Source organism: Shouchella clausii, from assembly GCF_002250115.1.
Lineage (GTDB): Bacteria > Bacillota > Bacilli > Bacillales > Bacillaceae_D > Shouchella > Shouchella clausii.
The window spans coordinates 1,653,811-1,679,527 of the sequence record NZ_CP019985.1 but is presented as its reverse complement, the minus strand read 5'-3'; the positions used below and the strand labels follow the sequence as shown (position 1 = coordinate 1,679,527).

The window sequence follows — 25,717 nt, the reverse complement described above, 5'->3', positions numbered from 1 at the left end:
CTACTCCTTCCATCATCAACATTAGTATTTCCTAATCATACATGAGCGACTCAAAATAGACAATATTTATCCACGAAGAGCATAAAAGAGAACAAACCCTTGTACGGCAAGGGTTTGTTCTCTTGGATTGGATCTGAAAGAACAACAAAAAAGATGTAAAATTTCTAGACGTCTTTAAAGGCAAACGTCATTTCTGCTTGTGCAGCGACTTCGCCATCGACATACGCCGTCCCAGTCGCCTTGGCAATCGGTCCCTTTACACGCGTAACCTCAGTTTCTAACCGCAGTTGGTCCCCAGGACGGACAGGACGTTTAAATTTACAGCCGTCGATGGCGGCAAACAAGCCGACTTTGTTCGTCCCTTCCTGCGCTTTTGCGATTGCAACTCCGCTCACTTGTGCCAATGCTTCAACAATCAGGACACCAGGCATTACAGCATAATGAGGAAAATGGCCATTAAAAAACTCTTCATTGATCGTAACATTTTTAATGCCGACCGCTCGTTTGCCCGCTTCAAGCTCAATCACTTTATCAACAAGCAAAAACGGGTAGCGGTGGGGGATAAGTGCTTTAATTTCTTCAACCGTTAACATCGGATCGCCTCCTCTTTCGAATCTTTCCCGCTTTATCTTACCATATTGCCTGGCTATCGGCAGCACCCCTCTATGAAAGCGATTTCAAATAGGCTATAATCAGATTAAGGAGGCGTTTAATCAATGGCTCTCATAACAATGCAGTTTCATTCTCACACATTAGGAAAGCAAACAAGCTTGGCGATCATTTTGCCCGACGAAGCGCCGCCACCCTTCAAAACATTATACTTGCTTCATGGGTGGAGCGACGACCATTCTGCCTGGTTGCGACAAACAAGCATTGAACGTTATGCGATTCGAGAGCAAATAGCTGTGGTCATGCCAAATGTCGATTTGAGCTATTACACGGATATGGTTTACGGCAGCCCTTATTTCACCTTTCTAACAGCCGAATTGCCTGAGCAGCTTGCCCGACTTTTCCCATTCTCAGACAAACGGGAAGACCAGTTTGTTGCTGGATTGTCGATGGGCGGTTTTGGTGCATTTAAATGGGCGCTCCACGATACTGCGCGCTTTCAGGCTGCAGCTAGCTTTTCAGGCGCCCTTGTTTTAAAAAGTTTATTGGAAGCACCTATCCCGGAAAGAATGCCTCATATGAAAGCTGTGTTTGGCGAATCCCTTGCTGTCAGTCACTCAGGGGGCAATTTAATCGCTTTGCTGAAAACAAGCATCGCCGAAAATGTCGAACTCCCGCATCTGTACCAGTATTGTGGAACGGAGGATTTTTTGTATGATATGAACACCTCTTTTCTAGAAGAGGCCCGGCAAGTAGGCGCGTCTTTCGTTTATTCTGAAGGGCCAGGGGGCCATACATGGGATTATTGGGATCGTTGCATCGACAACTGGCTTTTGTCGTTGCGAAAAGATGGTTTATTGAAATAATTAGGCACGCATACAGGGCACAAATGAAAAAGCGCCAGTTGCCTGACTGGCAACTGGCACACGTTTCCTATTAAAAGGCAACGGCAACTTTTTTAACGTTTTCCAAGCCTTCAGAAATAATCGCCTCTGCTTGGTCAGGGACGGCGTTATGGCCTTCAATAATGACTTCTACTGGTTGAGTGATGCCCCAGAATGCCATTGTCGTCCGAACGAGGTTTGCCGCCATTTCTGAAGCTGCCATCGCTTCGTTCGAATAAACGCCGCCACGGGCATTTAACAAAGCGACTTCTTTAGAACCAACGAGTCCAACTGGGCCTGTTTCCGTATAGCGGAACGTCTTGCCTGCTTGCGCAAGATAGGACAAATACGTAATAAGCGGTGCAGGCACCGTGAAGTTCCACAATGGAAAGGCAAAGACGACTTTATCAGCATTCAGGAACTGTTCTTGATAGCGTTCAATCGTCTCAACGATTTCTTTTTCCTCGCCAGTCAATTCCATGCCTTGCGCTTTTTTATATTGGCCGGTAATCGCTGTATTTCCGTAATAAGGAAGTTTTTCAGCGAACAAGTTAAGCTCTTCCACTGTATCATTAGGATGGGCTTCCTTATACGAATTCAAAAATTGATTATACATTTTCACGCTAACGCCTTGCTCAAGACGGTCGCTTGCATTTATCATTAACACTGTTGCCATGTTACAAGTTCCTCCTAGTTACGAATAATTGTCGCATGTACTATTGTACACCTTCGATTTTAATCGTCTAGTAGGCACTTTTTTGATCGTCAGTCTCCTTTTTGAAACTGTTATTGGCTGACGCCGGATTCCACAATGTGGGTACTTACTCGAACATCGACAGCTAGCTTGCTATATAGCTGGTACCACTCTTCTTCGTTTAGCCCATTCTTTCCGATCTGTCTGGCGCCAAAACCAATTGGGTCTACTTCTTTTTCCTGCAAGTTTTGCAAAAGCCGCTTCATTCCTTCCTGCAAGGAAGCATTTGCTTCTGAAGTAATATGTTGCAACTTCTCTTCTTGCAAAAGCCCGCCTGAGTATTCACTCAGTCGTGTCCGCAATCCGACATCAATGAACAGTGTCCGTGTTTTTAAATCAACATGCACATCAGTATCAGAGCGAAGCTCACGCAAAACGGCGACATGCTCGCCTTCATCTAGTCGGATTTCAATCACACCGCCCTTATCGTAGCCATCGGTTAACAGCTTGAGCAAAAACGATTCTTCTAAGCTCAATGTATCAATTAAACGGTCCTGTTTAAAAAGAGCAATTCCATCTACTTGCAAATTTCGCTCGCTATAGGAAAGGTACGGCAAAAACGGATCATGGCCTTGTTCAAAATAAGCCCTCATAAACAAGTGCATATTCGATTGCGGCAAATTGCCTTGAGTAATGTTATGGTCGAGCATGTCTTTTAAATAGGCACCAATTTCAGATTGCAATGGGAATTGCACGTTTAGGAGCCCCTGCGTTGTCCCATTGGTCACACTCAAATACGCTTTCGTCGCTACAGTCGGATCGCGGTAATACGTATCAAGTACATCAAAAATGCCGCCTTCCGCTAACTGGTCTTCTAGCAAAATCGATGATATTTTCCCCCCATGGAGTGGACGGGAAGACATGCTGTTAAATTTCAGTCGGAGCGCTCGCGTTGAATTAGATTCCGCTGACAGCGCCGTATTTTTCGTTTCTTCTTCAACCGAATACGAGGTCAAGCTAACAGTCCCTTTTATAGCGCCCTCTTCCCCTTTATCAAAACCAATGACCGAGATTAATTGGAGCTCATCGATCACCCTTGTCGTGACTACGGAGAAAAGGGGCAAAAAAAGGAGAAGCGCCAGCATAGATACTTTCAAGGCCTTATACATGGGAAGCGTCCCCTTTCTTTTTTAAAAACAAGCTGACAGCCCATAAAAGCGGAAGAAGACCGAAAATAAACAGCGGACCGACATAATTCATTCCATCGTTCAACGCATTGATCGCTCTGCGCGTATCGAATTGAATAGTGGCGATAAACACAAGAAAAACAACCACTTTTGCCGTCGTGCGATGCCGAACACCGAGCTGTTGTTTCAATAGCCTGCTGCTTGCCCAAATCGCAAGGGCAATGTTTGGAAAGATGACAGTCAACCATATCGCGATGCACAAATACTCGATCCGTTCAATAAAGACGAGAGACACGACTTTCCATGCACTTAGCGTTGGCCAAATCGTCAGCGTCAATTGTTCGTGGCTATAATAAAGAAAGGTGACAAATACAACAAGCAAGTAGACGAGCGTTGTACATGCTGAACCTAAATGGGCTGAAAGTTGTAGTCCTTTGCCCTTCTTTAAAAAAGGCGCGTACACAAGCAGCAATTCTGCACCTGAAAAACTTAACGTCAACAGGAACGCTGCCTCTATTTGTTTCTTCCACGTTGTGTCAAACAAAGGGGTCAAATGGTACCACTCTGCAAATTCAAGTACAGGCAGCACAGTTGGCCATAAAAGGGTCGGTATCAGGACAAATATAAAATTCAAACCTGCCACTACCCGAAACCCTTTTACAATCGCATAGTACTCCACCAATAAAACGATCAATGCCATTGACCAAGTCATCAATTCTGGGTAAATCCATACTTGGATGACTTCGATATAGGTCCGTAACACGACGACCGCCAGCATTGCGAAATAAAAGACAAACAGGAACACAACGAGCCCGCCGCCCCACTTTCCAAGCGCTTGCTTAGCCATCCCATAGAGATCCCCGCTCTCCGCTTTGCTGATTATCCGAAAAGCCATCCAAATAATGAGTTGGTTTATTGCCCCAGCAAGCAAAACGGCGATCCATGCTCGATAGCCAGCTACGTCAGCAATATAGCGTGAAAAGCCGAGGATGCCTACACCGACCTGCATACCATGTACAAGGAAAAACGCCATGTACGGAGGGACTTTTACGCTGCTTGGCAGTTCAGTAGCCACAATCGTTTTCCTCCTTTAATAGCCGTCATCAATATCAGGCTTTTGCTGTCGGTTGTGTTTCGGCAAAAAACGCTTTTGCTGCTTTGCTTGCAAAAATCGAGGACGCATTGTTTGCTGCGAAATCGGTAAGCGAATGATAGAGTCTTTCATGTCTTTGAAGGAAAATGGATAGATCGGCTCCATATAAGGCCTCCCTAAAGAGGTCAGCGAAAGCAGATGGCACAGAGTGAAAATCAACATAATGGCAATACCGATCAACCCCCATATTTGGGCAGCCAATATAAACGGAAAGCGGACAATCCGAATCGTCGTGCCCATGCGATAGACGGGAATAGTAAAAGAAGCAAGGGCAGCGAGAGCCACAATAATCAATAAGACATTGCTCGTTAACCCGGCTTCTACCGCTGCCGTCCCAATAACAATCCCGCCGACAATGCCGATTGTTTGGCCAATTTTTGTTGGCAGTCTTGCTCCCGCTTCACGAAGAAGCTCGATCGTTACTTCTAAAAACAACGCTTCTATAATGGGTGGAAACGGCACCGCTGTGCGTGAGACGACAAGTGTCGCAAACAAATCCTGGGGAATCATTTCCGGATGGTAGGATAATACAGCCACATACAACGGTGTCGCAAAAATGGAAAACAAAACAGCGCCTATCCGAATAATCCGGAGCATAGAGGCTGTATGCCAAGACAATAAATAATCCTCAAAGGCGACAATAAATTCCAGCGCCGTCACCGGGGCAAGCAATGCTTGCGGCGCTCCATCTGCGAGCACGGCTACTTTTCCTTCAAGCAATGCCCCCGCCGTCCGATCAGGGCGTTCTGTATCGACGAGCTGTGGGAATACCGAATAGTTATTATCTTGAATCACTTGTAAAATCGTCGATGAATCAGGAACTTGATCAATTTGCAAGCCTTTGATTCGTTGCTTTACCGTTTGGACATTTTCTTCATTGGCAATCGAGGCACAGTAGATGACGTATACGTCCGTTTTCGTTTCGCTTCCAACGACGAATTTAACCATGTGCAAATCAGACGAAGGGATTCTTTTGCGCAGCAACGCTAGATTCGTTTCCACTGCTTCAATAAACGACTCCTTCGAGCCAAATACACTGAATTCAATTTCTGGGACATTCATTTCCCGGCCTTTCATATAAGCCAAATCAACTAACCAGTTTTGCCGTGCCCCATTTTCCTTAAAAGAAATAAGCACGCTCCCTTTTAAGAGCCGCTTTTCTATTTCCATTGCGTCCCCAAGCTGTTCCATCTCGGTGCTATATAATGCTTCTTTTAATGCTTTGTTGGAAATGCCGTCGACCTGTTTAAGGGGATGAAGCACATTTGGGGCAATCCGCTCCATGTCTATTAAAGATTGATAATAGTAGACATGAATCGGCTCCCCATCCTTACTTGCTTCCACTTGTTCCACAAAATCGCTTGATTGCTTTGCCGCTTGCAAAACTTCCGCAAGAGTAGTAAGTACGGGAAATGTCGGCTGTTTCTTTTTCTTATGTAAAAAAAACGGCACACGGACACCCCCTTCTTTTTCTGTTAGTATGCGAAAGAAGGACGTATTCATACAAAAAAGGAGACTGCGTTTTTCTCAGTCTCCTTGAATATTATCGATAATCCGGTACCAAAGATCGGGATCGAGGACATCCCACATATTCTCCCCTTCGCCTATGACGCCAAAACCGATGACAAGCCCACAAAGCAAACATGCGCCTGCCAGCACAATCACGACAATCAGGCGCAGCCAAATAGGGAACAGGCGAATCCGTTCACGTTTGTAGAGATCAGCGGCGTGCCTTTCTTCTCGCTCTTCTGTCGGGTCGTCTGTTTTATCAGGGGTGGCACTTGGCGACACATCAAGGCGTCCAGCTGCCTGCTCTGTTTCAACATCGTATGGTTCCTCGCCTTGTTGCAAAGGCTCATCTGCTTTTTTTGTTTGTCCGTCTTGAGCCAAGCACGCCACCTCCTCACTCCATTAACGGCGAATGTTGTTCGCTAAACCAGCCATATCATCTGCAAACGAGTAAGCCCTCGCTTGAAATTGCAATAGGCGCTGCGTCTCCATCAATTCAGCCATTTCCAAGCCTAAGTCGACATTGGCTTGTTCGAGCATGTTTTGTTTCATATGCTCGTCTGCGGCCTCCACTTCTTCTGAAACGCCTGGAAGCTCCGGAAGAACATACAAATTGTTGCCTGCGGATTCAAGTGTTTGCGGCCGCAGCACGCGTGTCAGCGCAAAAGAACCAACTTGCTGTTCGCCTCCGTTGCCGAGTTGGGCAAACAAATTGCCGTCCCTCCATTCCAAGGAAACCGTATCCCCTGGCATGACAATCGCCTCTCCGTCGCTGTCAAGCACACGGTTGCCGTCGCTCGTTACGAGTTCCAAGCCGTTGCCCACTGCTTGTGGAGAAAAGTAAAACGTACCGTCGCGCGTGAGCCTCGTGCCTGCTACGGTCTCAATGTTATAGAAGAGATCCGCTTCGGTCAAGGCAAAATCGAGCGCACGCCCTGTTTCACGTAACGTGCCTTGTTCTAGTTGAATTTGCGTTTGTGCTAACTTTGCGCCTGTGCCGACTCGCAAGCCATGGGGCGTCTGCCTGTTTTCATTAGGTTGGTTCAAATACTCTGAAGTCAAGACATCCGCAAACGAAGCAGACCGCCGTTTAAAGCCCGTTGTTTCCGCATTGGCCATATTGTTGGAAATCGTGTCAATCTTTGCTTGCAGCTGTGAAAGCGTAGCTGCGGCTGTATGCCCAATACTCATTGATCGTCCTCCCCTATGTTAAACGTCCTACCTCATTAACTGCTTTGTCCATACTTTGGTCATATGCCTGCACCACTTTTTGGTTCGCTTCAAATAATCGGTAAGCGCTAAGCATAGCGTTCATTGATGACGCTGTGTCAACGTTGCTGCGTTCAATCGCTGCCTGGCGAATGGAAAAATCAATTGCTGGATTGCCGTGGGCGCTTGGCAACTCTCCATTTTCCAGCATATACAAGCCGTCTCCTTCCCGTTCTAACTCATTGGCGTTGTCAGCTAGTACGATTTCTATTGTTCCCCGGTTTTCGCCAGCTACGACAACAGCACCACTTTCATCGACTGAGAATGACTCTGAGTCGACTTGGATCGGTCCGCCTTCTGTACTTTGGAGCAAATGCCCCCCTGCAGTCGCTAGCCGCCCTTGGCTATCCACTTGCAAGTCCCCGTTGCGCGTATACCGTACGCCATTTTCCGTCATCACGGCAAAAAAGACAGCGTTATTCTCCTCAAGTCCCGTTTGGAGAAGCGCTAAATCGGTCGTATTGCCTGTTTCTTGAATATCGCCTTGCCGGGCATTGGTTTGTTGCTCCTGCAAATAAACGGCTGTTGATAAACTGCCAAGCCCTTGTTTTTGCACAGTGCCTGCCTTAGAAATGCTTTGCGCTTCCATTAAAAACGTTGGAAAAGCTCTGGAAACCGATTGCTCTGCTTTATAGCCAGGCGTTTGGGCGTTGGCTAAATTATTGGCTAGCATATCTTGGCGGTATTGGGCAGCAAGCATTCCACTTGTTGCTGTGTAAAGCCCTTTTAACATCCCGTCCCTCCTTTACAACTGAACTTTTTTACTGGACATCTTGTCCAAGTTTTCTAAAATGATTCCTGTTCCCCTGGCCACGCAATGCATTGGCTCTTCTGCAATTAGTACAGGGATCTTTAATTCTTCTGCAAGCAGCGTATCCATCCCATGCAACAGCGCTCCGCCTCCTGTTAACATTACGCCCTTATCAATAATATCGGCAGACAACTCTGGAGGTGTTTTTTCTAATACTTGCTTAGCCGCCTGGACAATGTATTCAACGGACTCTACTAATGCCTTTTCAATTTCTTTCGTCGAAATCGTGATGTTACGCGGCAAGCCACTTATCATATCGCGACCTCTGATATCCATTTCCTCCGAACGTGCACCAGGAAAAACAGTAGCCACTTGCTTTTTTATTTCTTCAGATGTTCGTTCTCCAATTAACAGTTTGTACTCTTTTTTTATGTACGATAAAATGTCAGAATCAAAACGATCCCCTGCCACCTTGATGGAAGAGGCGGTGACAACATCACCCATCGATAGCACTGCTACATCCGTTGTGCCGCCACCTATATCGACGACCATATTACCGCTCGGCTGGAAAATATCCATCCCAGCTCCTATGGCCGCCACTTTTGGTTCCTCTTCCAAATAGACATTCTTTCCGCCGCTCTTTTCCGCTGCCTGGCGAATCGCTTTTTGCTCAACTGACGTAATATTCGTAGGGCAACAAATTAAAATCCGCGGCTTTGAAAGAAAACCCTTTACTTGAATTTTATCCATAAAGTGCTTTAACATTGACTCTGTCATCTCAAAGTTTGCAATGACGCCATCCTTCATCGGCCGAATGGCTACAATGTTTCCTGGTGTCCGTCCAACCATGCGAAACGCTTCTTCTCCAACAGCAAGGACGCGGTTTGTTGTCGTATCAAGAGCAACGACAGAAGGCTCATCTAATACAATCCCACTGCCTTTCACATAAATAAGCACATTCGCTGTCCCTAAGTCAATTCCAATATCACGGCCAAACATACATCGATTTCCTCCTTATTCTCCTTAACAGTAAATAGTAACGAATAGTTGTGCGCCTAGATGAATTTAAGTATGTATCGAACAAACGTATAGGTTAATTGAAACGCGCACATATGCCTAGTATAAATAGTACCATAAACACAGGAGAAAAGAAGAATTTGTCGAAATTTTATTGCCGTGATTTTACGATTGGCTGGTCTCCCACTTCAATTGTCTTCTTGTATTTGACTTTTGTCGCTTCACCGCCCCGCAAGTGGCGAATGGACTTGTGGTACTCAAGTATCTCCTTTACGTCATTTGCAAGCTCTGGATTGATTTCCGGCAAACGTTCGGTGAGATCCTTGTGTACAGTACTTTTTGAGACGCCAAATTCCTTTGCGATGGTTCGCACCGTTTTTTTCGTCTCAACAATGTACTTGCCAATCTTGATAGTTCGCTCTTTGATGTAATCGTGCACACGACTCGCCTCCCTAATTCTGTATGGGTGATTGGTAAAGTGTATTAGGGAGGCGTCCTCGTTATACCATCTTTTCATAGGTCAAGCTTTATTTCTTGACTCTTTGGCATGCTTCCTTTCATTTCCACGAACACGTTTTATCAAGTGTACAAAAAGAAAAACCCAAAAATGTTTTTCCCGATACAAGGCTCTATGTTCGTTTGGTTAACTAACTGCTTTTAAAGCAATGACCGAACCTAATATTAGGAAAATGAAAAAAATCCTTGAAGCGGTTTTCGGTTCGCCATAAACAAACATGCCGATTGCCGCTCCTCCAAAAGCCCCTATTCCCGTCCACACAGCATAAACTGTGCCCATAGGCAATGTTTCCATTGCGAGTGACAAAAGGAAGAAACTCGCCGAAAAACCAATGACAAGCAACACCAATGGCAACAGCTTTTTTTCGAGCTTAAAACGGTTCATCATCGCCAAACCAAACATCTCTAACAAACCAGCCACAATCACATACACCCAAGCCATCTTAACTTACTCCTTTTTCCGGTTTAGGTTTCTCCCCTGGCGTAACCAGTTTTAAGCCGATGACGCCAGTTAATAGCAAACCGATTAATAGTGCCTTGACTAGCTCAAATGGCTCACCAAACAGGAGTGTTTCTGCGATAACCGTCCCTGCCGTACCTAGCCCGACAAAAACGGCATAGGCGGTCGCAACAGGCAGCCTTGCTGTAGCGGCAATTAGCAGGACAAAGCTTGCAAGTATCGCCACTACGGTTAAACCCCATTCCATAATCGTTGAGGCATGTTTCAGCCCGATGACCCAGCCGATCTCAAAACAAGCGGCCACAACAATGAATATCCAGTGTTTACTCATTTGATCCTCCACTTCTTACGCACACAAAAAGCCCAGGAGCTATTCGTAGAATGTCTCCCGGGCTTTTATCCCTCCGTGTCACGGCAGACGCCGTGTGCACCTCTCGGACCAGCCCTTACAAATGAAGCGGAACCCTAGGCGCATTTGTGCGATCATTTTACTCTAGTCTAGCACGGAGTGGCTTTCCTCTCAAGAACAAAGTCCTGCACATCAAGGAGCATGAAAACAGTAAACAAAAAGAGCACCTTTTTAGGCGCTCACAGACTGTAGACAAACGCTCGCATCCTTCGTTGCTCACCTCGTTCATCTACTCATGAACCCACGTTCTATTCGTATCTTCACTCGGTTTTGCGCCTCGGCTGACAAGCGTTTTCTATCAGTCTGGACGATTTTGTCGACGTTGTCGACAACCTCAGAGCACCTTTTTAGGCGCTCAAAGGTTTACTCTTCGATTTCATTTGGCTTATTTTCAGCCGGCTTGTCGTTCTCGTCTTTATCTTTCTTAGAGTCACCGTCTTTTTCATTATCCTTGGCTTTATCATTTTCGTTTTCCTTGGCTTTGTCATTTTCATCAGGCTTTTCGTTCTCTTTGCCTTTCTTATCCTTTTCGCCTAAAGGAAACGCATCATTGATGTCTTCTAGTGATTTGTTAAACGCATCGTAAGGGTTCATGGCCACTCCGTCTTTGCGGATTTCAAAGTGAACATGCACGCCTGCTTCCTCATCATACACATTGCTTCCAGCGTTACCGATTACATCGCCTTGGCTAATTTCTGCGCCTTGTTCAGCTTCAATGCCTTCTAAACTAGAGTAGTGAGTGGTGATGCCATTGCCATGATCGACTTCAACTACATAACCGAGGACAGAATCCTTCATCGCTTTCGTAACCGTGCCACTCATTGCCGCCTGAACAGGGAATGTTTCTTGGTCTTTGCTTGCTAGATCAATCCCTTTATTTTGGCGGTAAACATTGTCATAAAATACAAGCGCTTGTTCTTGCTCTTGTGCATCGGCTTCTGGATCGTAAAAGAATCCTACTTGCTCAAATTCAGATTCGTTCGCAACGGGCATGTGCAATGTCTCATCGCCGACATTAACAGGAACAGTTGGCTCATCTTGCTGATTTTCCTGCTCTTGTACTGGCATTTCTTCCGGATCTGCGCTATCCTCCCCATTTTGCAAAAAGAAAACAGCACTTAAGAGACCGGCGCCAACAACCAAATAAGCAGCAGGCATAACCCAACGTTTGCGCATAAAACTTTGGATATCGACTTTTTTAGAAGAATTTTTTTCTTCTTTCATTTCTCATCACCTCTGCCAACCATTCTGAGCACTTTGCTAGAAATATATACATGGCAAAGGAAAAAATTTTTCCAAAGCTATTCGCGCCACACCGCCGCTGCCGAAAAAGCCAGCAGCCCTTGTCACAGGCTGCTGGCTTCTACTCTATGAATCGTGTTGCAATCGGCTTGCATGTATTAACTAGTCGGGACAAGTTCGTCCATGCTGTCAATTTCGACATCTTTGTAGAAATATTGGACAATGTCTTTGTACGTTTTTCCTTCTTGGGCCATCCCGTTTGCTCCATACTGGCTCATACCAACGCCATGTCCCCAGCCTTTCGTTTGTATGACGACTTGGCCATTGCTTACATGCCATGAAAAATCAGATGAATCCAGTTCAAGCGCTTCCCGGACTTCTCGGCCTGACAATGTTTTATTTTCAAACGTTACAGTCTCCACTCGTCCGCCTGCTGTCCTTGCTTCAATCGTACCAATTGATCCGTCATTTTGGAGTGTGATCCCTAAAGCAGCTTCAAATTCACTTATAGGAATGACTGTTTCATTAGCAAAACGAGGAGATTGCTTATCCCATGGACTTGGTACACTTTTTAAGTAAGGCACCTCTTGTTCCCAATAATCTTCGGCATTTTCGGTAAAGCCATTGCTTGTTGAAAAAAAGGAGGCAGTAATTGGTTCACCATCATACGTAATAATTTCCCCACTCGTGTCCCGTACTGCCGTTTCGACTTTCTCCCAGTTTGAGTCGAACTCGTCTTTCCATTTCTCTTTTAATTCATCTTTGCTTTGATAGACTTGATGGGCAACTGTATCCGTTACTAACGCCCCTTGTGGGACATTCCCATTTTTGTCGCCGTTTTTCATTTGCGCGACGGCAAATGTCCTTGCGGCTAACGCCTGTGCTTTAAGAGCCTCGACTTCATAGTCAGCCGGCATTTCAGACGCTACCACACCAACTACGTAATCTTCCAAATCGATTTGTTCCACCGATTCAGCGTTGGAGCGATAAACGGCAATGTCAGGTCCATTGGTGTGTTTCGCTGCCACTTGCTCAGAGCGTACTTCTGTTTGTCCTGCTTCTTGTTTTTTCTCGATCGGGGCTAGTCCAAAAGCTGACTCGGTTAAATCTTCGCCGTCTTTTCCAAGTGCAACCATTACAGTGGGAACGATTAGCACAATGACGATCAGCATTGCTGCAAATAGGATTATCCGTTTCATGGCAGACCTCCATTATTTGTTCCAACACTATAGTCTATGAACGTCTGCCTCAGAAATGAATGCAAAAAAGATTGTCGGCCATACACAGTATGTCAGCAAATGTGACATACTCCATAATGGCAAACAATCTTTTTTGACGATATTCGACCATTTCCCCGGAAATAGATTAGATAAGTTCAGCAGCTTCCAAGGACTCATTTTCTTGATGTTCTTCTACACGCTCAATGTCTGCGCCTAATGCTTTCAATTTCTCAGTTAAATTGACGTATCCACGATCCAAATGCTTTAATTCCGTTACACGTGTATAACCATCAGCGACAAGTCCCGCAAGCACAAGCGCTGCACCAGCCCTTAAATCCGTTGCTCCGACTTCCGCGCCTTGTAGACTTGTCGGCCCAGATACAATCGCTGAGCGACCTTCAATTTTAATGTTTCCGTTCATGCGACGGAATTCTTCTACATGCATAAACCGGTTCTCAAATACAGTTTCCGTAACGACACTCGTGCCCTCTGCCTGAAGAAGCAACGCCATCATTTGCGCTTGCATGTCTGTTGGAAAACCTGGATGTGGCATCGTTTTAATATCAACAGCTTTGAGCTGTTCAGGGCCGATTACACGCAGACCTGCTTCTTCTTCAATAATATCGACACCCATTTCACGCATTTTGGCAACTAGGGGACGCATGTGCTCAGCAATCGCTCCCTCGACAAACACATTGCCTCCTGTAATAGCCGCTGCCACCATAAAAGTGCCTGCTTCAATCCGATCAGGTATAACGGAGTGAACGGCTCCTTGGAGAGCGTCTACGCCGTCAATGCGAATAACGCCGGTCCCTGCACCACGAACCTTTGCACCCATAGCATTAAGGTAATTGGCCAAATCGACAATTTCCGGCTCTTCTGCGACATTTTCAATGATGGTTGTTCCCTCTGCCAAAACAGCAGCCATCATAATGTTCTCTGTTGCCCCCACGCTTGGGAAATCCAAATAAATCTTTGTCCCTTGGAGTTTTCCATCAATGCGTGCTTCAATAAAGCCATTTCCGATTTCAACCGTTGCTCCCATCGCTTCAAACCCTTTAAGATGCTGTTCGATAGGACGTGAACCGATGGCACAACCGCCTGGCAACGCGATTCTCGCACGGCCTACACGTGCCAAAAGCGGGCCCATCACTAAGAAAGAGGCACGCATTTTGCGCACATATTCAAACGGAGCTTCGGTTTTTAGTGGGCGGTCTGCACGAACGGCAAAACGGCCGTTTTCATATTCGACTCCCACATTCAAATTCGCTAATACTTCCTTCATTGTATATACATCTGTAAGTGATGGCACTTCTTCAATGATGCTTGCACCACGCTCAGCTAATATCGATGCTGCGATGACAGGCAGAACGGCATTTTTTGCGCCTTCTACCTTCACGGAGCCGTGCAGCTTGTTGCCGCCACGGACAATGATTTTTTCCAACGTATTCCCCTCCGCGTCAGTATTTTTTCTCTTCTATATTATCAATATTCAGTCGTAATTATAGGCGTTCCTAAAGTTACTCTTGTCTGCTGGCCCAAGTCTGGGTTTTGTCTCAAGGCAACTTGAACATTCATGTTGTTTCCGTTTACTAAAGCAATTCCAGTGTCCCATTCATTATTGTACGCAGACAAAGACACAAACGTTTCTTCTTTCAGCACTTCTTGGATTGTTGCCCCAAGCTGCTCCGTGTAACGTTTGCCAGTTGCGAACAACGAATCGTCATTTAATGTGGTTGTTTCAGCTGTCAATTGGTAAAAAAGCAAAGCTGACTCCATTTCCAAACGGTTCAGGCGTTCCTTTAATAGGGCTTGATCGAAAACGGATTCTTCCGTACTCGCTATAAGCTCGTACGACTTCACCAGGATGATTTGGCCTTCGTCCTTTACAGCAAGCCACTTAACGACTTCTTGCAGGCCGTTCCCCATATCCTGAATGAACACTTCACTCCAACTGTCCTGATTTGATTCCAAAGGTTGCCGTTCAAAAGTTGGATGCTCGGCTGCAAAGGCATCGACCTTTTGCTCATACTCGCCTTTAGAATGAAGGACTTCTTCATTTCCTTTTGCTCGAACTTGCCAACTAATGACATGCAATTGTTCCTGTTTCGCTAATTCGAGCATCGCTTCTGCTTTCGCAAAAAGCAATTGATCCTTGTTTTTTTCATGTGTGGGTGCAAAAACCATTGCCCCGCAAATCCCAATCACAAACGCCAAAAAACCCGCTTTTATCATCTTTTGCATGTACGTTCTCTCCCTTTAACGCCATGGTCTTATTAGTACCATTTTTACCTTTTGGAGAAAATGCATACATAAAAGATGAGGGTTCTTTTCACTAAAATAAATAGGGCAAAAGTTGTGTTGCTTGAAAGTAATCAAGGAGAAAGCGAGCGACTAAAGTACCAAGAGCAATCGCACACATGACTCTAAGCAACGCAGCTTGTTTGCTTTTTGGATTTTTAACGAACAGATCGAAGCGAAACGACTCAAGAGCCCACCAAGCGATTACAAGACAAAGAAGATTCACGACAATATGTATGAATGCTCCCAAACCTAATCCGTCCGTCAAAAAAACGACCCCATTTCTTGCTGTTGATTGCAGTTAAGCACTTGTCAAGCCAAACGTTTGCAATCCATTAACCATCATAACGGATTTGTTTCAAAAAAGCCAGCGTTTAACGTCCCGATTTACTGATTTTACACAGTTTATTTTTTGAACGTTTTGTCACAAAATGACGCAATTGTTGAGAGAGGCCCCATTAACGTTTTCATACCACTTCTGCTATGTTTTATAACCGGTTTTTCAATAAAAAAATGTCAAAAATCCCGCCAATCTTTAAACGATCTTACGGGATTTTTGACATTTTTATGTTGGATTGCATGTTGCCAGCTTATGCGCCTTTATGTTTGGCGACATCCATTCTTGTGATCGCACGTTGAAGGGCTGCTTCCGCCCGCTTTCTGTCAACATGCTCACTTGCTAACCGCTGCTCGGCACGTTCTTTTGCCTTTTGGGCACGTTCGGTGTCAATTTGCTCGGGACGTTCGGCCGCCTCGGCCAAAATAGAGACATGGTCTGGCCTGACTTCTACGAAACCGCTAGAAACCGCGACCTGTTCTTCTTTCCCTTCTTTGATGAACCGAGCAGGGCCAACAGCAAGCGGACTGACAAGCGGAATATGTTTTGCTTTGATGCCAAGTTCGCCTTCCACTGTCTTAACGACAACCAATTCGGCATCTCCTTCATAGACAGCCCCGTCAGGCGTGATGACACTGACTTGTATCGTTGCCACGTGTATCCCTCCTCTGTCGGCAATCAGGCGACAAGGAAACAAATACAGCTGTTTCCTTGTGCATTGATTTACGCCATTTGCTTGGCTTTTTCAACGACTTCTTCAATACGGCCAACGAGACGGAACGCATCTTCCGGGAGGTCATCGTACTTGCCTGCAAGAATGTCTTTAAAGCCTTGGATTGTTTCTTTAACCGGCACATAAGAGCCTGGCTGTCCTGTAAACTGCTCAGCGACGTGGAAATTCTGCGACAGGAAGAACTGGATACGACGAGCACGAGCTACAATCAATTTATCTTCTTCAGACAGTTCTTCCATCCCTAAGATCGCAATAATATCCTGCAGTTCCCGATATTTTTGCAATGTTTGTTGCACGCCTCGTGCAACATTGTAATGCTCTTCACCGACAATCTCAGGTGAAAGGGCACGTGATGTGGAGGCAAGAGGGTCCACGGCTGGATAGATCCCTTGTTCTGTCAATTTACGTTCAAGGTTTGTTGTGGCATCCAAGTGGGCAAATGTCGTCGCCGGAGCTGGGTCGGTATAGTCATCGGCAGGTACATAAATCGCCTGAATCGATGTGACCGAACCTTTCTTCGTCGATGTAATACGCTCTTGCAACTGCCCCATTTCCGTAGCAAGCGTTGGCTGATAACCTACTGCTGAAGGCATACGCCCAAGCAAAGCCGACACTTCTGAACCAGCTTGCGTAAACCGGAAGATGTTGTCAATGAACAACAATACATCTGCGCCTTGTTCATCGCGGAAATACTCGGCCATTGTCAAGCCAGTCAAAGCAACACGCATACGGGCGCCAGGTGGCTCGTTCATTTGGCCGAACACCATCGCTGTTTTGGTGATAACGCCGGCGTCTTTCATTTCATGATAGAGGTCATTTCCTTCACGTGTCCGTTCCCCGACACCAGCAAATACAGAGATACCGCCATGCTCAAGGGCAACGTTGTTGATTAGTTCTTGGATTAAGACCGTTTTCCCTACACCTGCACCGCCAAAAAGGCCGATTTTTCCGCCCTTTGTATAGGGAGCAAGCAAGTCAACGACTTTAATGCCTGTTTCAAGGATTTCAGTCGTCGTTGTCAGTTCTTCGAAGCTTGGCGCCTCGCGGTGGATTGGGTCGCGGCGCGTTCCTTCAGGCACAGGCTCCTGTAAGTCAATCTCTTCACCTAATACATTAAAAACGCGGCCGAGCGTTTCTTCTCCAACGGGGACGGAGATAGGACCGCCTGTATCTAGGACTTCTGTTCCGCGCATAAGCCCGTCAGTTGAACCCATTGCTACCGTGCGGACTGTATCGTTTCCAAGGTGAAGCGCTACTTCTAACGTCACTTTCACATCAACGGCGCCATCGGCTGCGCCTTGCTGGTTGACTGTCAATGCGTTATTGATTTCCGGTAGCTGTCCACTTGGGAATTTCACGTCTACGACGGGCCCTGTAATTTGAATGATACGGCCTGTTGACATTCGTTTTCCCTCCTACTAATAAGCATTTGTTTTATTCGAGTGCGGCTGCACCGCCAACGATTTCGGTAATTTCTTGTGTGATTGCTGCTTGACGCGCTCGGTTGTAGGAAAGCGTCAATTCATCAATTAATGCAGAAGCATTATCAGTAGCTGCGCTCATAGCTGTCATTCTCGCGCCGAATTCACTTGCTTTTGCGTCAAGAAGAGCGCCATAAATTAAGCTTTCTGCATAACGTGGAAGAACGGCCTCCAAAATTTGTTGTTCCGACGGCTCAAATTCGTATAAACTGGAGCTGCTTTTCTCGTCGCCTTCATTTACAGAAGCAAGAGGCAACAGTTTTTGTTCAGTAACCCGTTGCGTCATCGGTGACACAAAGTGGTTATACCAAATATACAATTCATCAAATACACCGTCGGCAAACATTTCAACCGAAGACTTGGCCAACCCGCTTACGTCATTAAAAGTAGGTTGGTCAGGGACCTCAATCATTTCTTGAATGATCGGCTGTTTCCGGGTACGGAGCAAGTCGCGGCCGATGCGGCCAAGAACAATAATCGCATACTCGTCTTCAGAAGCGTGGCGTTCATTGATAGTTTTCATCATATCGCGCAGCAAGCTGGAATTATAGCCGCCTGCAAGGCCGGTATCCGATGTCATCAAAATATAACCTGTCTTTTTCACAGGCCGTTCTTCAAGCATCGGATGGCTTGTATCACTGCCTGCCTGAGCGATGTTGCCAACGACTTCGCGCATTTTTTTGGCATACACTTCATACGATTGCGCTTTTTCTTGGGCGCGGTTCAGCTTAGCCGCTGAAACCATTTGCATCGCCTTTGTAATTTGCCTCGTTTTTTTTGTTGAGTTTATCCGGTTTTTAATGTCGCGCAAAGAAGCCATTTGTTCACCGCCTTTCTGGGCAAAACTAATCGTCTATTCGTTAGAAGCGACAAAACCTTTTTTAAACGCTTCAATTGCTGCTTTCAAATCGCTTTCTTCAGGCAAATTGCCCGTTGTGCGAATATGCTCAAGCAATTCATTGTTGTTGCTTTCAAGATATGTGAATAGTTCAGACTCAAACCGGCGGCAATCAGCCACAGGTACATCATCCAAATAGCCCTTCGTCAGCGCGTAAATAATTGCTACTTGCTTTTCAACCGGAAGCGGCTGGTGCAAATCTTGCTTCAGCAATTCAACTGTGCGCTCACCACGGTTCAAGCGCGCTTGCGTTGCCGCATCCAAGTCGGAACCGAATTGGGCAAACGCCTCAAGTTCCCGGTATGCAGCCAAGTCAAGACGCAGCGTTCCCACTACTTTTTTCATCGCTTTAATTTGTGCTGAATTACCAACACGGGATACAGAAATCCCTGGGTTTACTGCTGGGCGAACGCCTGAGTGGAACAAGTCGGACTGTAAGAACACTTGTCCATCTGTAATCGAAATAACGTTTGTTGGAATATAAGCAGAAACATCACCGGCTTGTGTTTCAATGAATGGAAGCGCGGTAATGGAGCCGCCTCCTAAGTCATCATTCAATTTCGCAGCACGTTCTAACAAGCGGGAGTGCAAGTAGAAAACATCCCCTGGGAAAGCTTCGCGACCTGGAGGGCGGCGAAGGAGCAATGACATTTCCCGGTAAGCAGCTGCTTGTTTTGACAAGTCATCATAAATGACAAGGACATGCTTGCCGTTATACATAAATTCTTCTGCCATGGATACGCCTGTATACGGAGCCAAGAAAAGCAATGGCGCAGGGTCAGACGCACTTGCAGAGACGACAATTGTATACTCAAGGGCGCCCCGTTGACGAAGCGTTTCAACTACACCTGAAACGGTTGATTCTTTTTGGCCAATCGCTACATACACACAAATCATGTCTTGGTCTTTTTGGTTGATGATCGTATCAATAGCAATTGCCGTTTTACCTGTTTGGCGGTCGCCGATAATCAATTCCCGCTGTCCACGGCCAATTGGAATCATGGAGTCAATCGACTTAATCCCTGTTTGCAATGGTTCATGGACCGATTTCCGTGCCATTACCCCTGGAGCTGGGCTTTCAATTGGACGCGTTTTGCTTGTATGCACTGGTCCTAGGCCGTCTAAAGGCTGGCCAAGCGGGTTGACGACGCGGCCAAGAAGCTCGCTTCCTACTGGTACTTCCATAATCCGGCCAGTCCGTTTGACTTCGTCCCCTTCACGAATGTCTGTATACGGACCTAAAATAATAATCCCAACACTGTCTTCTTCCAGGTTTTGGGCCATTCCCATTACCCCAGTCGAGAACTCAAGTAGCTCGCCGGCCATGACATTGTCGAGCCCGTGAGCGAAGGCAATACCGTCCCCGACGCGAATAACAGTCCCTACGTCTTGCACATTGACCGTTGTTTCAAATTGGTCGATCTGTTGCTTAATGAGCGAGCTAATTTCTGTCGCTTTAATGCTTGCCATTCGTTTCACCCCTAACTGACAGTTTCTAACGTTCTTATTGTCCTGCTACCAATTGCTTTTCGAGGCGTTTCAGCTGCCCTTGGATGCTACCGTCAAAGACACGGTCGCCTACACGAACTTTTAATCCGCCTATTAAAGCAGAATCGACGACATTCACAACTCGCAGTTCCCGTTTTCCAGCTTTTGGGGCAAACACGGCAGCAATTTGATTCTTTTCACTGTCCGAAAGCGCCTTAACCGAAAAAACAGTTGCTTCAGCAATTCCTTTTTTGTCATCGTTTAATTGTTTGTATTCACCAGCGAGGCCCACGATTTCTGAATAACGGCCCCGTTCCATTAGCAAATTGATCGTATTCATCACTGCTGGACTTAGATGAGCCTGAAACGCATCCCGAAGGAGCGCTTGCTTTTTATCAGCAGAAAGCCCAGGTTGGGCTAACACCGTTTCTAATTGAGGCGTCGTTTCAAACACTTCCTGTACCAGTTCAAGCTCCCGTTCAAACACATCCGTTTGCCCTTTTTCTTCCGCTAACTCAAAAAGAGCAACAGCGTAACGATTTGCTACTGCCTTGTTGCTCATAGCTCTTCGCTCGCTTGTTTAAGATACTCTTGGACAAGCTGGTCTTGCTCGCTTGCGTCAAGTTCTTTTTCAATAACTTTCTGTGCAATTAAGACAGAGAGAGACGCAACCTGTTCGCGAAGAGCGGCTACAGCCTGGTCTTTTTCGTTTTGGATTTCCGCCAACGCTTGCTGGTGAATGCGCTGTGCTTCTTCTTTGGCGGCGCGGACCATTTCCTGCCCTTGCTGTTCGCCTGCTTTTTTTGCATTTTCAATCAGTTCACGCGCTTCGACTCGCGCCTTTTGCATTTCTTCCCGCTGTTCTGCAAGCAGTTTTTCAGCTTCCTTGCGGTTTTGTTCCGCTGAATCAATTTGCTCATTAATCATATCTTGCCGTTTTTGCATGACGCCAAGAAGCGGCTTGAGGGCAAATTTAGAAAGAATTAAAAGCAACACAGCGAATGCCAATAGTTGGTAGAGGGCTGTGCCCCATTCGATGACCATGTTTACACCCCTTTTGCAGAAGTAATCGTCCTTGCATAAATAAAGGCGAGAGGTTCTGTTTTGTAGAACACTGTCGCCCCTCTAGTCAAACTATAAAATGTTTGCGTTATCCCATAAAGAAGAGTAAGAACGCAATAACGATCGCAATAATCGGAACGGCCTCTGCAAGTGGCGCGCCAATAAACATGAGCGTTTGTAGCGTACCGCGTTGTTCTGGTTGACGTGCAGTTCCTTCAATTACTGCCTTAACGATAATGGCTACGCCAATTGCTCCCCCGATTGCTGCAAGACCTGCTGCAATCCCAATCGCTAATTCTGTCATTAGATAAATCCTCCCTTAAGGTTTAAATTTTTATAGTAACTAATGCTCTGAAATTGAGCGAGAATCACGAAATTAATGTTGTTCCACTTTGTGGGACATGTACACCATTGCCAACATCGCAAAAATGTACGCTTGCAATGAACCAATAAAAATACTAAATGCTTGCCACACAATGAGCGGCACAAAAGCGAAGATGCCCCAATAAACCGCTGTCGTTCCTAACGAAACGAGAAGAAGCATAAGAATTTCTTTCGCATAAATATTCCCAAAAAGCCGCATACCAAGAGTTAACGCATTTGACCCTTCCTCAATCACTTTAAATGGAAACAAAAACCATTTTGGTGTAAACCAACTTTTCCCATAAGTAGATGGGCCTGTCACCATGATTCCATAAATATGGGTCAAAACGACAATAAATACAGCCATTGTCAGTGTTAGAACCGGATCAGACGTCGGCGATTTCCAAAAAACGTTATGGCCTTCTTTTGTTACTAATTCAAATGGAATCCCCATCATATTAGCAACAAACACATAGAAAAGCAGCGCATACGCGAGGACAATAAAACGGCCGCCCACTTTCCAATCCATGTTCGCCTTAATGATTCCACGACAAAAGTCCACTACCCACTCGATAAAATTTTGAAGCCCAGTCGGACGCATAGCCAATTTGCGGCAGCCAATGACTGTAATAATCACCACGATGGCCATTGCAATCGTCGTCGTTATCATGGTTGTCCCATTAAAGAGCAAACCCATGAATTCAAATTGATATTGATGATGTTCCGGCAAACTATTTCACCTCTTTCGTATGAGAGCTTTTATGAACATGTCGACCATCATCACACCGTATAGCAGCCCTAGCCCAACCACAACCGCAACAATATGGATGTTTTCTGGAAATTGAAGAGCCAGCCAAATCGCTATGAACGCAAAGATGAGTCGAAACACAAATCCCAATCCCGCGAAAACCATAAAGGGTCGTTTCGACGGAGCGACGTTCGTTCCTATGACGCTTGCGTTGTGGTAAGTGATCCACAAATTCAAATAGCTGACAGAGACGCCTAGTAAAAGGCCGAGGAAAATCGTTTGGAGTGGTGTAAAGATAGAACCTATGACGAAAATGAGACTGATAAATCCAACTATACACGAATAATGCCACATTTGCTGTTTTAGAAGGCTTTTCGGTTCCGGCACTATTGATCGTCTCCTAAAAATGGCTGAACCGCTTTATAAATGCCATATGTACCAGTCCCTAGGCCAGCTAACAAGCAAATAATCAAAAAAAGGGGTTCTAACCCAAACAATTTGTCGAGCCAAAGTCCAAGAAATAACCCGCCAACAACACCACCAACAACGTAGGAAGTGATGATGGACACAAGCGCAAACGCACGCATTGGATTCCGGTTTGGTTTAGACAATGAAACGACCTCCATCGCATATTGCAAACCCATTCATAACGCACATGTAACCCTTATCATGAGGACCCTTATAATCGTACAATAGCCACCCCCAAGTGTCAACGAATTTTACAAGGAAATCACAAGAGTTATGAAAGAGCCTTGATTTGTTCACACAACTGTCATAGTATTGTTTGAGATTTCCCAAATAAAGCGCTACCTATATGCACAGAGGCATTTTTTGCCCTAGCCGCCAAATTAAACATTGCGATTTTCTTGCAATTCGCCTGCAGGAAGAACGATAACCAATTGACAAAACGCTTTTCATATGTCCAAATACACGAAAAAAACCGCCTGAGAATGCGGTTTTTTCATGTATTAGCCTTCTTTTGGGAAAAGCGGCGGCTCCCCGACATCAATGAACGCCTCGATTGTGTCTTTTACGCCTTCACTTTTCGCAAACACTAACGCTCTGTATCGGCCTGGAGCCACACTTAAATCAGATAGCTCGCCGCTTACCATTCCACGCTCAGACTGTTCGTGGGAGACAAGGACATCTACAAATTCAAACGTATCGGGATCAAATAAGGCAATCCCTGATTCTTCTGCCCCTCCTGGCAAATAGTACTCGTAGTAATAACTATTTTTAGCATCGCCATGGGCAAATTGAAAGGCCATCACCCGCGGGTAATTCGGTTCTTCCATAAACAACACATATGGAAGGCGGATCGTGTCGCTCCCGCCTGTAATTTCGACTGTGCCAGCGTGAAGCCCTTCTTGTAAAAGCGCCGGGTCAATGTCAGCAGCGAGCGTCACTTGCTTCTTTTCGTTGGGACCAACGGTTACCGAAAAAGGGGTTTCCCACTCAATTCCATCCAACTCTCCTAGCGGCGGAGCAATATGGTACACTCTCGCTTTGCTTTCCATGTTTTCAATCGTAATCGTTAGCTCTCTTTTTGTACGTGGTGCTTTTTTTTCCCAAGTGCCGAACGTTAGCGAACTCGGGTAGACAAGCGTCTTCGTTTCAAGCGCCTTGTCTACTTGCAGCCTTCCAGCGCCTTGTTCGTGGGGCATGTACTCTCTTCCCTCTTCATCGACTAAACGCTTCGTTGTGTTCATTAAAGCTGCTTTTACTTGTTCAGGGTTCCAGTCTGGATGTTGTTGGATCAAAAGAGCCGCTGCCCCTGCCACATGGGGACTGGCCATGCTCGTTCCATTTAAGCCTAAATAACCTTTCGGTACAGTACTCTGGATCGCCACTCCTGGAGCAACGAGATCTGGTTTCACTTCCCATGTCTCAGTAACCGGCCCCCTGGAACTAAATGACGCCAGCAAGTCTTGCTTTTGTTCATAGCCAGTGCGCACGGACAGTTCTTTTTTTGAGTGGTCCAGTTGTTCAAGCAGCCATTCGCCGTCTTCTTTGCTTAGGCTTGCCCCGATTAAGTCAACGGGCTGTATAACGCCCCCTGCAAAACTTCCTTTTAAATTATTGTAAATTAAAATCCCAGTTGCCCCCGCTTTTCGTGCTGTCTCCATTTTTTCAGCAAAAGTAGAACGCCCCCTTTTTACTAAGACGAGCTTTCCTTTTGCGTCAACGCCCTTATAATCAGAAACAAGTCCATGTCCTGCTTCGACAATGGGAATGTCGCGCTTAAGCTTCCATGGCTTTGCGCCAACGAGTGGCGTTAATTCAAGCCGGCGCTCCTTTTCATTCGTCAATGTTATATAAGGAATTTCCACTGGCGGGAGTGAGGCACCGACAGAGATCGCTTTTGCCGAAGTCCCAGGTGAACCGACAGTCCACATATTCGGCCCGCTGTTGCCACTTGAAGTCACAGCGACTACGCCTTTGTCAACTGCGCGATCCAAAGCAAGGCTAGTCGGCCAATCTGGTCCATTTACCGTATTTCCAAGTGACAAATTTAAAACGTCTACTCCATCGGCAACCGCTTTTTCAATCGCTTCCAAAACTTGTTCAGTCGTCCCTTGCCCACCTGGTCCAAGAGCGCGGTAAGCGTAGATTTCTGCTTCAGGGGCAACTCCTTTTATGCGGCCATTGGCGGCAATGACGCCAGCAACATGAGTTCCATGGAAAGTCGGCTCTCCTTGGTCCGCTTTTGTTTCCATTGGGTCTTCATCTTCATCGATAACATCGTAACCACCTTTTACATTGGCGCGCAAATCAGGGTGTTCGTAATCCACTCCTGTATCAATGACGCCGACTTTGACGCCCTTGCCAGTCAATGCTTCCCCTCCTGGCCCTAAGTGGCGCTTATCGCTTTTTCCTGCACCCACAAATGGAATGCTGCCTTCAAGGCTTGGCTGGTAAATAGCAATATCATCAACGCGGGCAATCCCGTCTAATTTTTTTAATGTATCGATGTCTTCTTCTAATAAATCTAGCGAAAATCCTCCGTAAACCACTTTAAAAACATGCCTAATTTTGGCTGAAGGAACCGCATCCTTTACTTGCTCTACTGCGTTGTCGACATTCCCTTTCGCCGATACAATGACCACTCGCCTGCCGCTTTGCTGCTCGTCAGATACGGTTTCCATCGCCCTTGGCGTAACAGGATAGGTTTCGGCAGCCGCCATGTGCGGAATAAGTCCTGAACAACCTAATAAAACCAGCAGTATGCAAGCTTGCACTCGTTTCATGATGATCTCCCCTACTGCGTGTCGTAACGTGTAGTATGTGTCTATACGCAGCTCGCTATGCAGGAAAGCGTTTTTTGTGCATAGAATGTATACAACTGTGGATAAAATCGTGTTTTTCTGTTGATAACTAATGATTGC

The 25,717-nt window shown here is 46.0% G+C and carries 29 protein-coding genes and 1 riboswitch; of the genes, 1 reads left to right on the top strand and 28 read right to left on the bottom strand.

The window, feature by feature from the left end:
• Nucleotides 1-164 precede the first annotated feature (164 nt).
• Nucleotides 165-593: a 3-hydroxyacyl-ACP dehydratase FabZ gene (fabZ, locus tag BC8716_RS08110; protein ID WP_094424704.1), complete on the bottom strand. Its 429-nt coding sequence runs from the start codon at nt 591-593 to the stop codon at nt 165-167.
• A gap of 123 nt (nt 594-716) precedes the next feature.
• Between fabZ and BC8716_RS08105 the strand changes: the two genes are divergently transcribed.
• Nucleotides 717-1,475, top strand: a complete 759-nt coding sequence (locus BC8716_RS08105) for an alpha/beta hydrolase (protein ID WP_094424702.1) — start codon at nt 717-719, stop codon at nt 1,473-1,475.
• A 70-nt stretch (nt 1,476-1,545) separates the two neighbouring features.
• Here the strand turns inward: BC8716_RS08105 and BC8716_RS08100 are convergent, their stop codons facing one another.
• The 27 genes from BC8716_RS08100 to BC8716_RS07970 form a co-directional block, all read right to left on the bottom strand.
• On the bottom strand, nt 1,546-2,169 hold the full coding sequence (locus tag BC8716_RS08100; RefSeq protein ID WP_094424700.1) for an FMN-dependent NADH-azoreductase: 624 nt from the start codon (nt 2,167-2,169) through the stop codon (nt 1,546-1,548).
• Nucleotides 2,170-2,279: 110 nt separating this feature from the next.
• Nucleotides 2,280-3,356, bottom strand: coding sequence for a Ger(x)C family spore germination protein (locus tag BC8716_RS08095; RefSeq protein WP_094424698.1), 1,077 nt, complete (start codon nt 3,354-3,356; stop codon nt 2,280-2,282).
• Entirely contained in the window at nt 3,349-4,449 is a 1,101-nt protein-coding gene (locus BC8716_RS08090; RefSeq protein ID WP_094424695.1) for a GerAB/ArcD/ProY family transporter, read from the bottom strand. The genes BC8716_RS08095 and BC8716_RS08090 overlap by 8 nt, the downstream gene beginning before the upstream one ends.
• A gap of 15 nt (nt 4,450-4,464) precedes the next feature.
• Nucleotides 4,465-5,979, bottom strand: coding sequence for a spore germination protein (locus BC8716_RS08085; protein ID WP_094424693.1), 1,515 nt, complete (start codon nt 5,977-5,979; stop codon nt 4,465-4,467).
• Between the two features lie 75 nt (nt 5,980-6,054).
• Nucleotides 6,055-6,417, bottom strand: coding sequence for a DNA-directed RNA polymerase subunit beta (locus tag BC8716_RS08080; RefSeq protein WP_257392294.1), 363 nt, complete (start codon nt 6,415-6,417; stop codon nt 6,055-6,057).
• 21 nt (nt 6,418-6,438) lie between these two features.
• Nucleotides 6,439-7,227 carry a flagellar hook-basal body protein gene (locus tag BC8716_RS08075; protein ID WP_094424692.1) on the bottom strand — a complete coding sequence of 263 codons (789 nt, stop codon included), beginning with the start codon at nt 7,225-7,227 and terminating at the stop codon, nt 6,439-6,441.
• 13 nt (nt 7,228-7,240) lie between these two features.
• The gene (locus tag BC8716_RS08070) at nt 7,241-8,038 is read right to left on the bottom strand and encodes a flagellar hook-basal body protein (protein ID WP_094424690.1); all 798 of its coding nucleotides are present in this window, start codon (nt 8,036-8,038) and stop codon (nt 7,241-7,243) included.
• Between the two features lie 12 nt (nt 8,039-8,050).
• The gene (locus BC8716_RS08065) at nt 8,051-9,055 is read right to left on the bottom strand and encodes a rod shape-determining protein (RefSeq protein ID WP_011248675.1); all 1,005 of its coding nucleotides are present in this window, start codon (nt 9,053-9,055) and stop codon (nt 8,051-8,053) included.
• Nucleotides 9,056-9,224: 169 nt separating this feature from the next.
• Nucleotides 9,225-9,512: a sporulation transcriptional regulator SpoIIID gene (gene spoIIID / locus BC8716_RS08060; RefSeq protein ID WP_011248676.1), complete on the bottom strand. Its 288-nt coding sequence runs from the start codon at nt 9,510-9,512 to the stop codon at nt 9,225-9,227.
• Between the two features lie 204 nt (nt 9,513-9,716).
• Nucleotides 9,717-10,031, bottom strand: a complete 315-nt coding sequence (locus BC8716_RS08055) for a DMT family transporter (RefSeq protein WP_094424688.1) — start codon at nt 10,029-10,031, stop codon at nt 9,717-9,719.
• 1 nt (nt 10,032) lies between these two features.
• Nucleotides 10,033-10,380: a DMT family transporter gene (locus tag BC8716_RS08050; RefSeq protein ID WP_094424686.1), complete on the bottom strand. Its 348-nt coding sequence runs from the start codon at nt 10,378-10,380 to the stop codon at nt 10,033-10,035.
• A gap of 52 nt (nt 10,381-10,432) precedes the next feature.
• Nucleotides 10,433-10,529, bottom strand: a riboswitch (guanidine-I (ykkC/yxkD leader).
• Nucleotides 10,530-10,821: 292 nt separating this feature from the next.
• Nucleotides 10,822-11,682 (bottom strand): stage II sporulation protein SpoIIQ, encoded by an 861-nt coding sequence (gene spoIIQ / locus BC8716_RS08045; RefSeq protein ID WP_094424684.1) that lies wholly within the window; start codon nt 11,680-11,682, stop codon nt 10,822-10,824.
• Between the two features lie 176 nt (nt 11,683-11,858).
• Entirely contained in the window at nt 11,859-12,899 is a 1,041-nt protein-coding gene (gene spoIID, locus BC8716_RS08040; RefSeq protein WP_094424682.1) for a stage II sporulation protein D, read from the bottom strand.
• Between the two features lie 166 nt (nt 12,900-13,065).
• The gene (gene murA / locus BC8716_RS08035) at nt 13,066-14,364 is read right to left on the bottom strand and encodes a UDP-N-acetylglucosamine 1-carboxyvinyltransferase (RefSeq protein ID WP_094424680.1); all 1,299 of its coding nucleotides are present in this window, start codon (nt 14,362-14,364) and stop codon (nt 13,066-13,068) included.
• Between the two features lie 41 nt (nt 14,365-14,405).
• Nucleotides 14,406-15,164, bottom strand: a complete 759-nt coding sequence (locus tag BC8716_RS08030) for a YwmB family TATA-box binding protein (protein ID WP_142299548.1) — start codon at nt 15,162-15,164, stop codon at nt 14,406-14,408.
• Nucleotides 15,165-15,255: 91 nt separating this feature from the next.
• The gene (locus BC8716_RS08025; protein WP_011248683.1) at nt 15,256-15,489 is read right to left on the bottom strand and encodes a DUF1146 family protein; all 234 of its coding nucleotides are present in this window, start codon (nt 15,487-15,489) and stop codon (nt 15,256-15,258) included.
• 322 nt (nt 15,490-15,811) lie between these two features.
• Complete coding sequence (locus BC8716_RS08020) at nt 15,812-16,213, bottom strand: F0F1 ATP synthase subunit epsilon (RefSeq protein WP_094424678.1); 402 nt, start codon at nt 16,211-16,213, stop codon at nt 15,812-15,814.
• Between the two features lie 68 nt (nt 16,214-16,281).
• The gene (atpD, locus tag BC8716_RS08015; protein WP_063609287.1) at nt 16,282-17,694 is read right to left on the bottom strand and encodes a F0F1 ATP synthase subunit beta; all 1,413 of its coding nucleotides are present in this window, start codon (nt 17,692-17,694) and stop codon (nt 16,282-16,284) included.
• A gap of 31 nt (nt 17,695-17,725) precedes the next feature.
• Nucleotides 17,726-18,592 carry an ATP synthase F1 subunit gamma gene (gene atpG / locus BC8716_RS08010; RefSeq protein ID WP_063609286.1) on the bottom strand — a complete coding sequence of 289 codons (867 nt, stop codon included), beginning with the start codon at nt 18,590-18,592 and terminating at the stop codon, nt 17,726-17,728.
• Nucleotides 18,593-18,625: 33 nt separating this feature from the next.
• Nucleotides 18,626-20,140: a F0F1 ATP synthase subunit alpha gene (atpA, locus tag BC8716_RS08005; RefSeq protein WP_063609285.1), complete on the bottom strand. Its 1,515-nt coding sequence runs from the start codon at nt 20,138-20,140 to the stop codon at nt 18,626-18,628.
• Nucleotides 20,141-20,174: 34 nt separating this feature from the next.
• On the bottom strand, nt 20,175-20,720 hold the full coding sequence (locus BC8716_RS08000) for a F0F1 ATP synthase subunit delta (protein WP_063609284.1): 546 nt from the start codon (nt 20,718-20,720) through the stop codon (nt 20,175-20,177).
• Nucleotides 20,717-21,202 (bottom strand): F0F1 ATP synthase subunit B, encoded by a 486-nt coding sequence (gene atpF / locus BC8716_RS07995; RefSeq protein ID WP_011248689.1) that lies wholly within the window; start codon nt 21,200-21,202, stop codon nt 20,717-20,719. The genes BC8716_RS08000 and atpF overlap by 4 nt, the downstream gene beginning before the upstream one ends.
• Nucleotides 21,203-21,308: 106 nt before the next feature.
• On the bottom strand, nt 21,309-21,524 hold the full coding sequence (gene atpE, locus BC8716_RS07990; RefSeq protein ID WP_011248690.1) for a F0F1 ATP synthase subunit C: 216 nt from the start codon (nt 21,522-21,524) through the stop codon (nt 21,309-21,311).
• Nucleotides 21,525-21,596: 72 nt separating this feature from the next.
• Nucleotides 21,597-22,313: a F0F1 ATP synthase subunit A gene (gene atpB, locus BC8716_RS07985; RefSeq protein WP_011248691.1), complete on the bottom strand. Its 717-nt coding sequence runs from the start codon at nt 22,311-22,313 to the stop codon at nt 21,597-21,599.
• Nucleotides 22,314-22,319: 6 nt separating this feature from the next.
• Nucleotides 22,320-22,718 (bottom strand): ATP synthase subunit I, encoded by a 399-nt coding sequence (locus tag BC8716_RS07980; RefSeq protein ID WP_011248692.1) that lies wholly within the window; start codon nt 22,716-22,718, stop codon nt 22,320-22,322.
• Nucleotides 22,718-22,942, bottom strand: coding sequence for an AtpZ/AtpI family protein (locus BC8716_RS07975; RefSeq protein WP_062745032.1), 225 nt, complete (start codon nt 22,940-22,942; stop codon nt 22,718-22,720). The genes BC8716_RS07980 and BC8716_RS07975 overlap by 1 nt, the downstream gene beginning before the upstream one ends.
• 357 nt (nt 22,943-23,299) lie before the next feature.
• Nucleotides 23,300-25,579, bottom strand: a complete 2,280-nt coding sequence (locus BC8716_RS07970) for a S8 family serine peptidase (protein WP_094424676.1) — start codon at nt 25,577-25,579, stop codon at nt 23,300-23,302.
• Nucleotides 25,580-25,717: the final 138 nt, after the last annotated feature.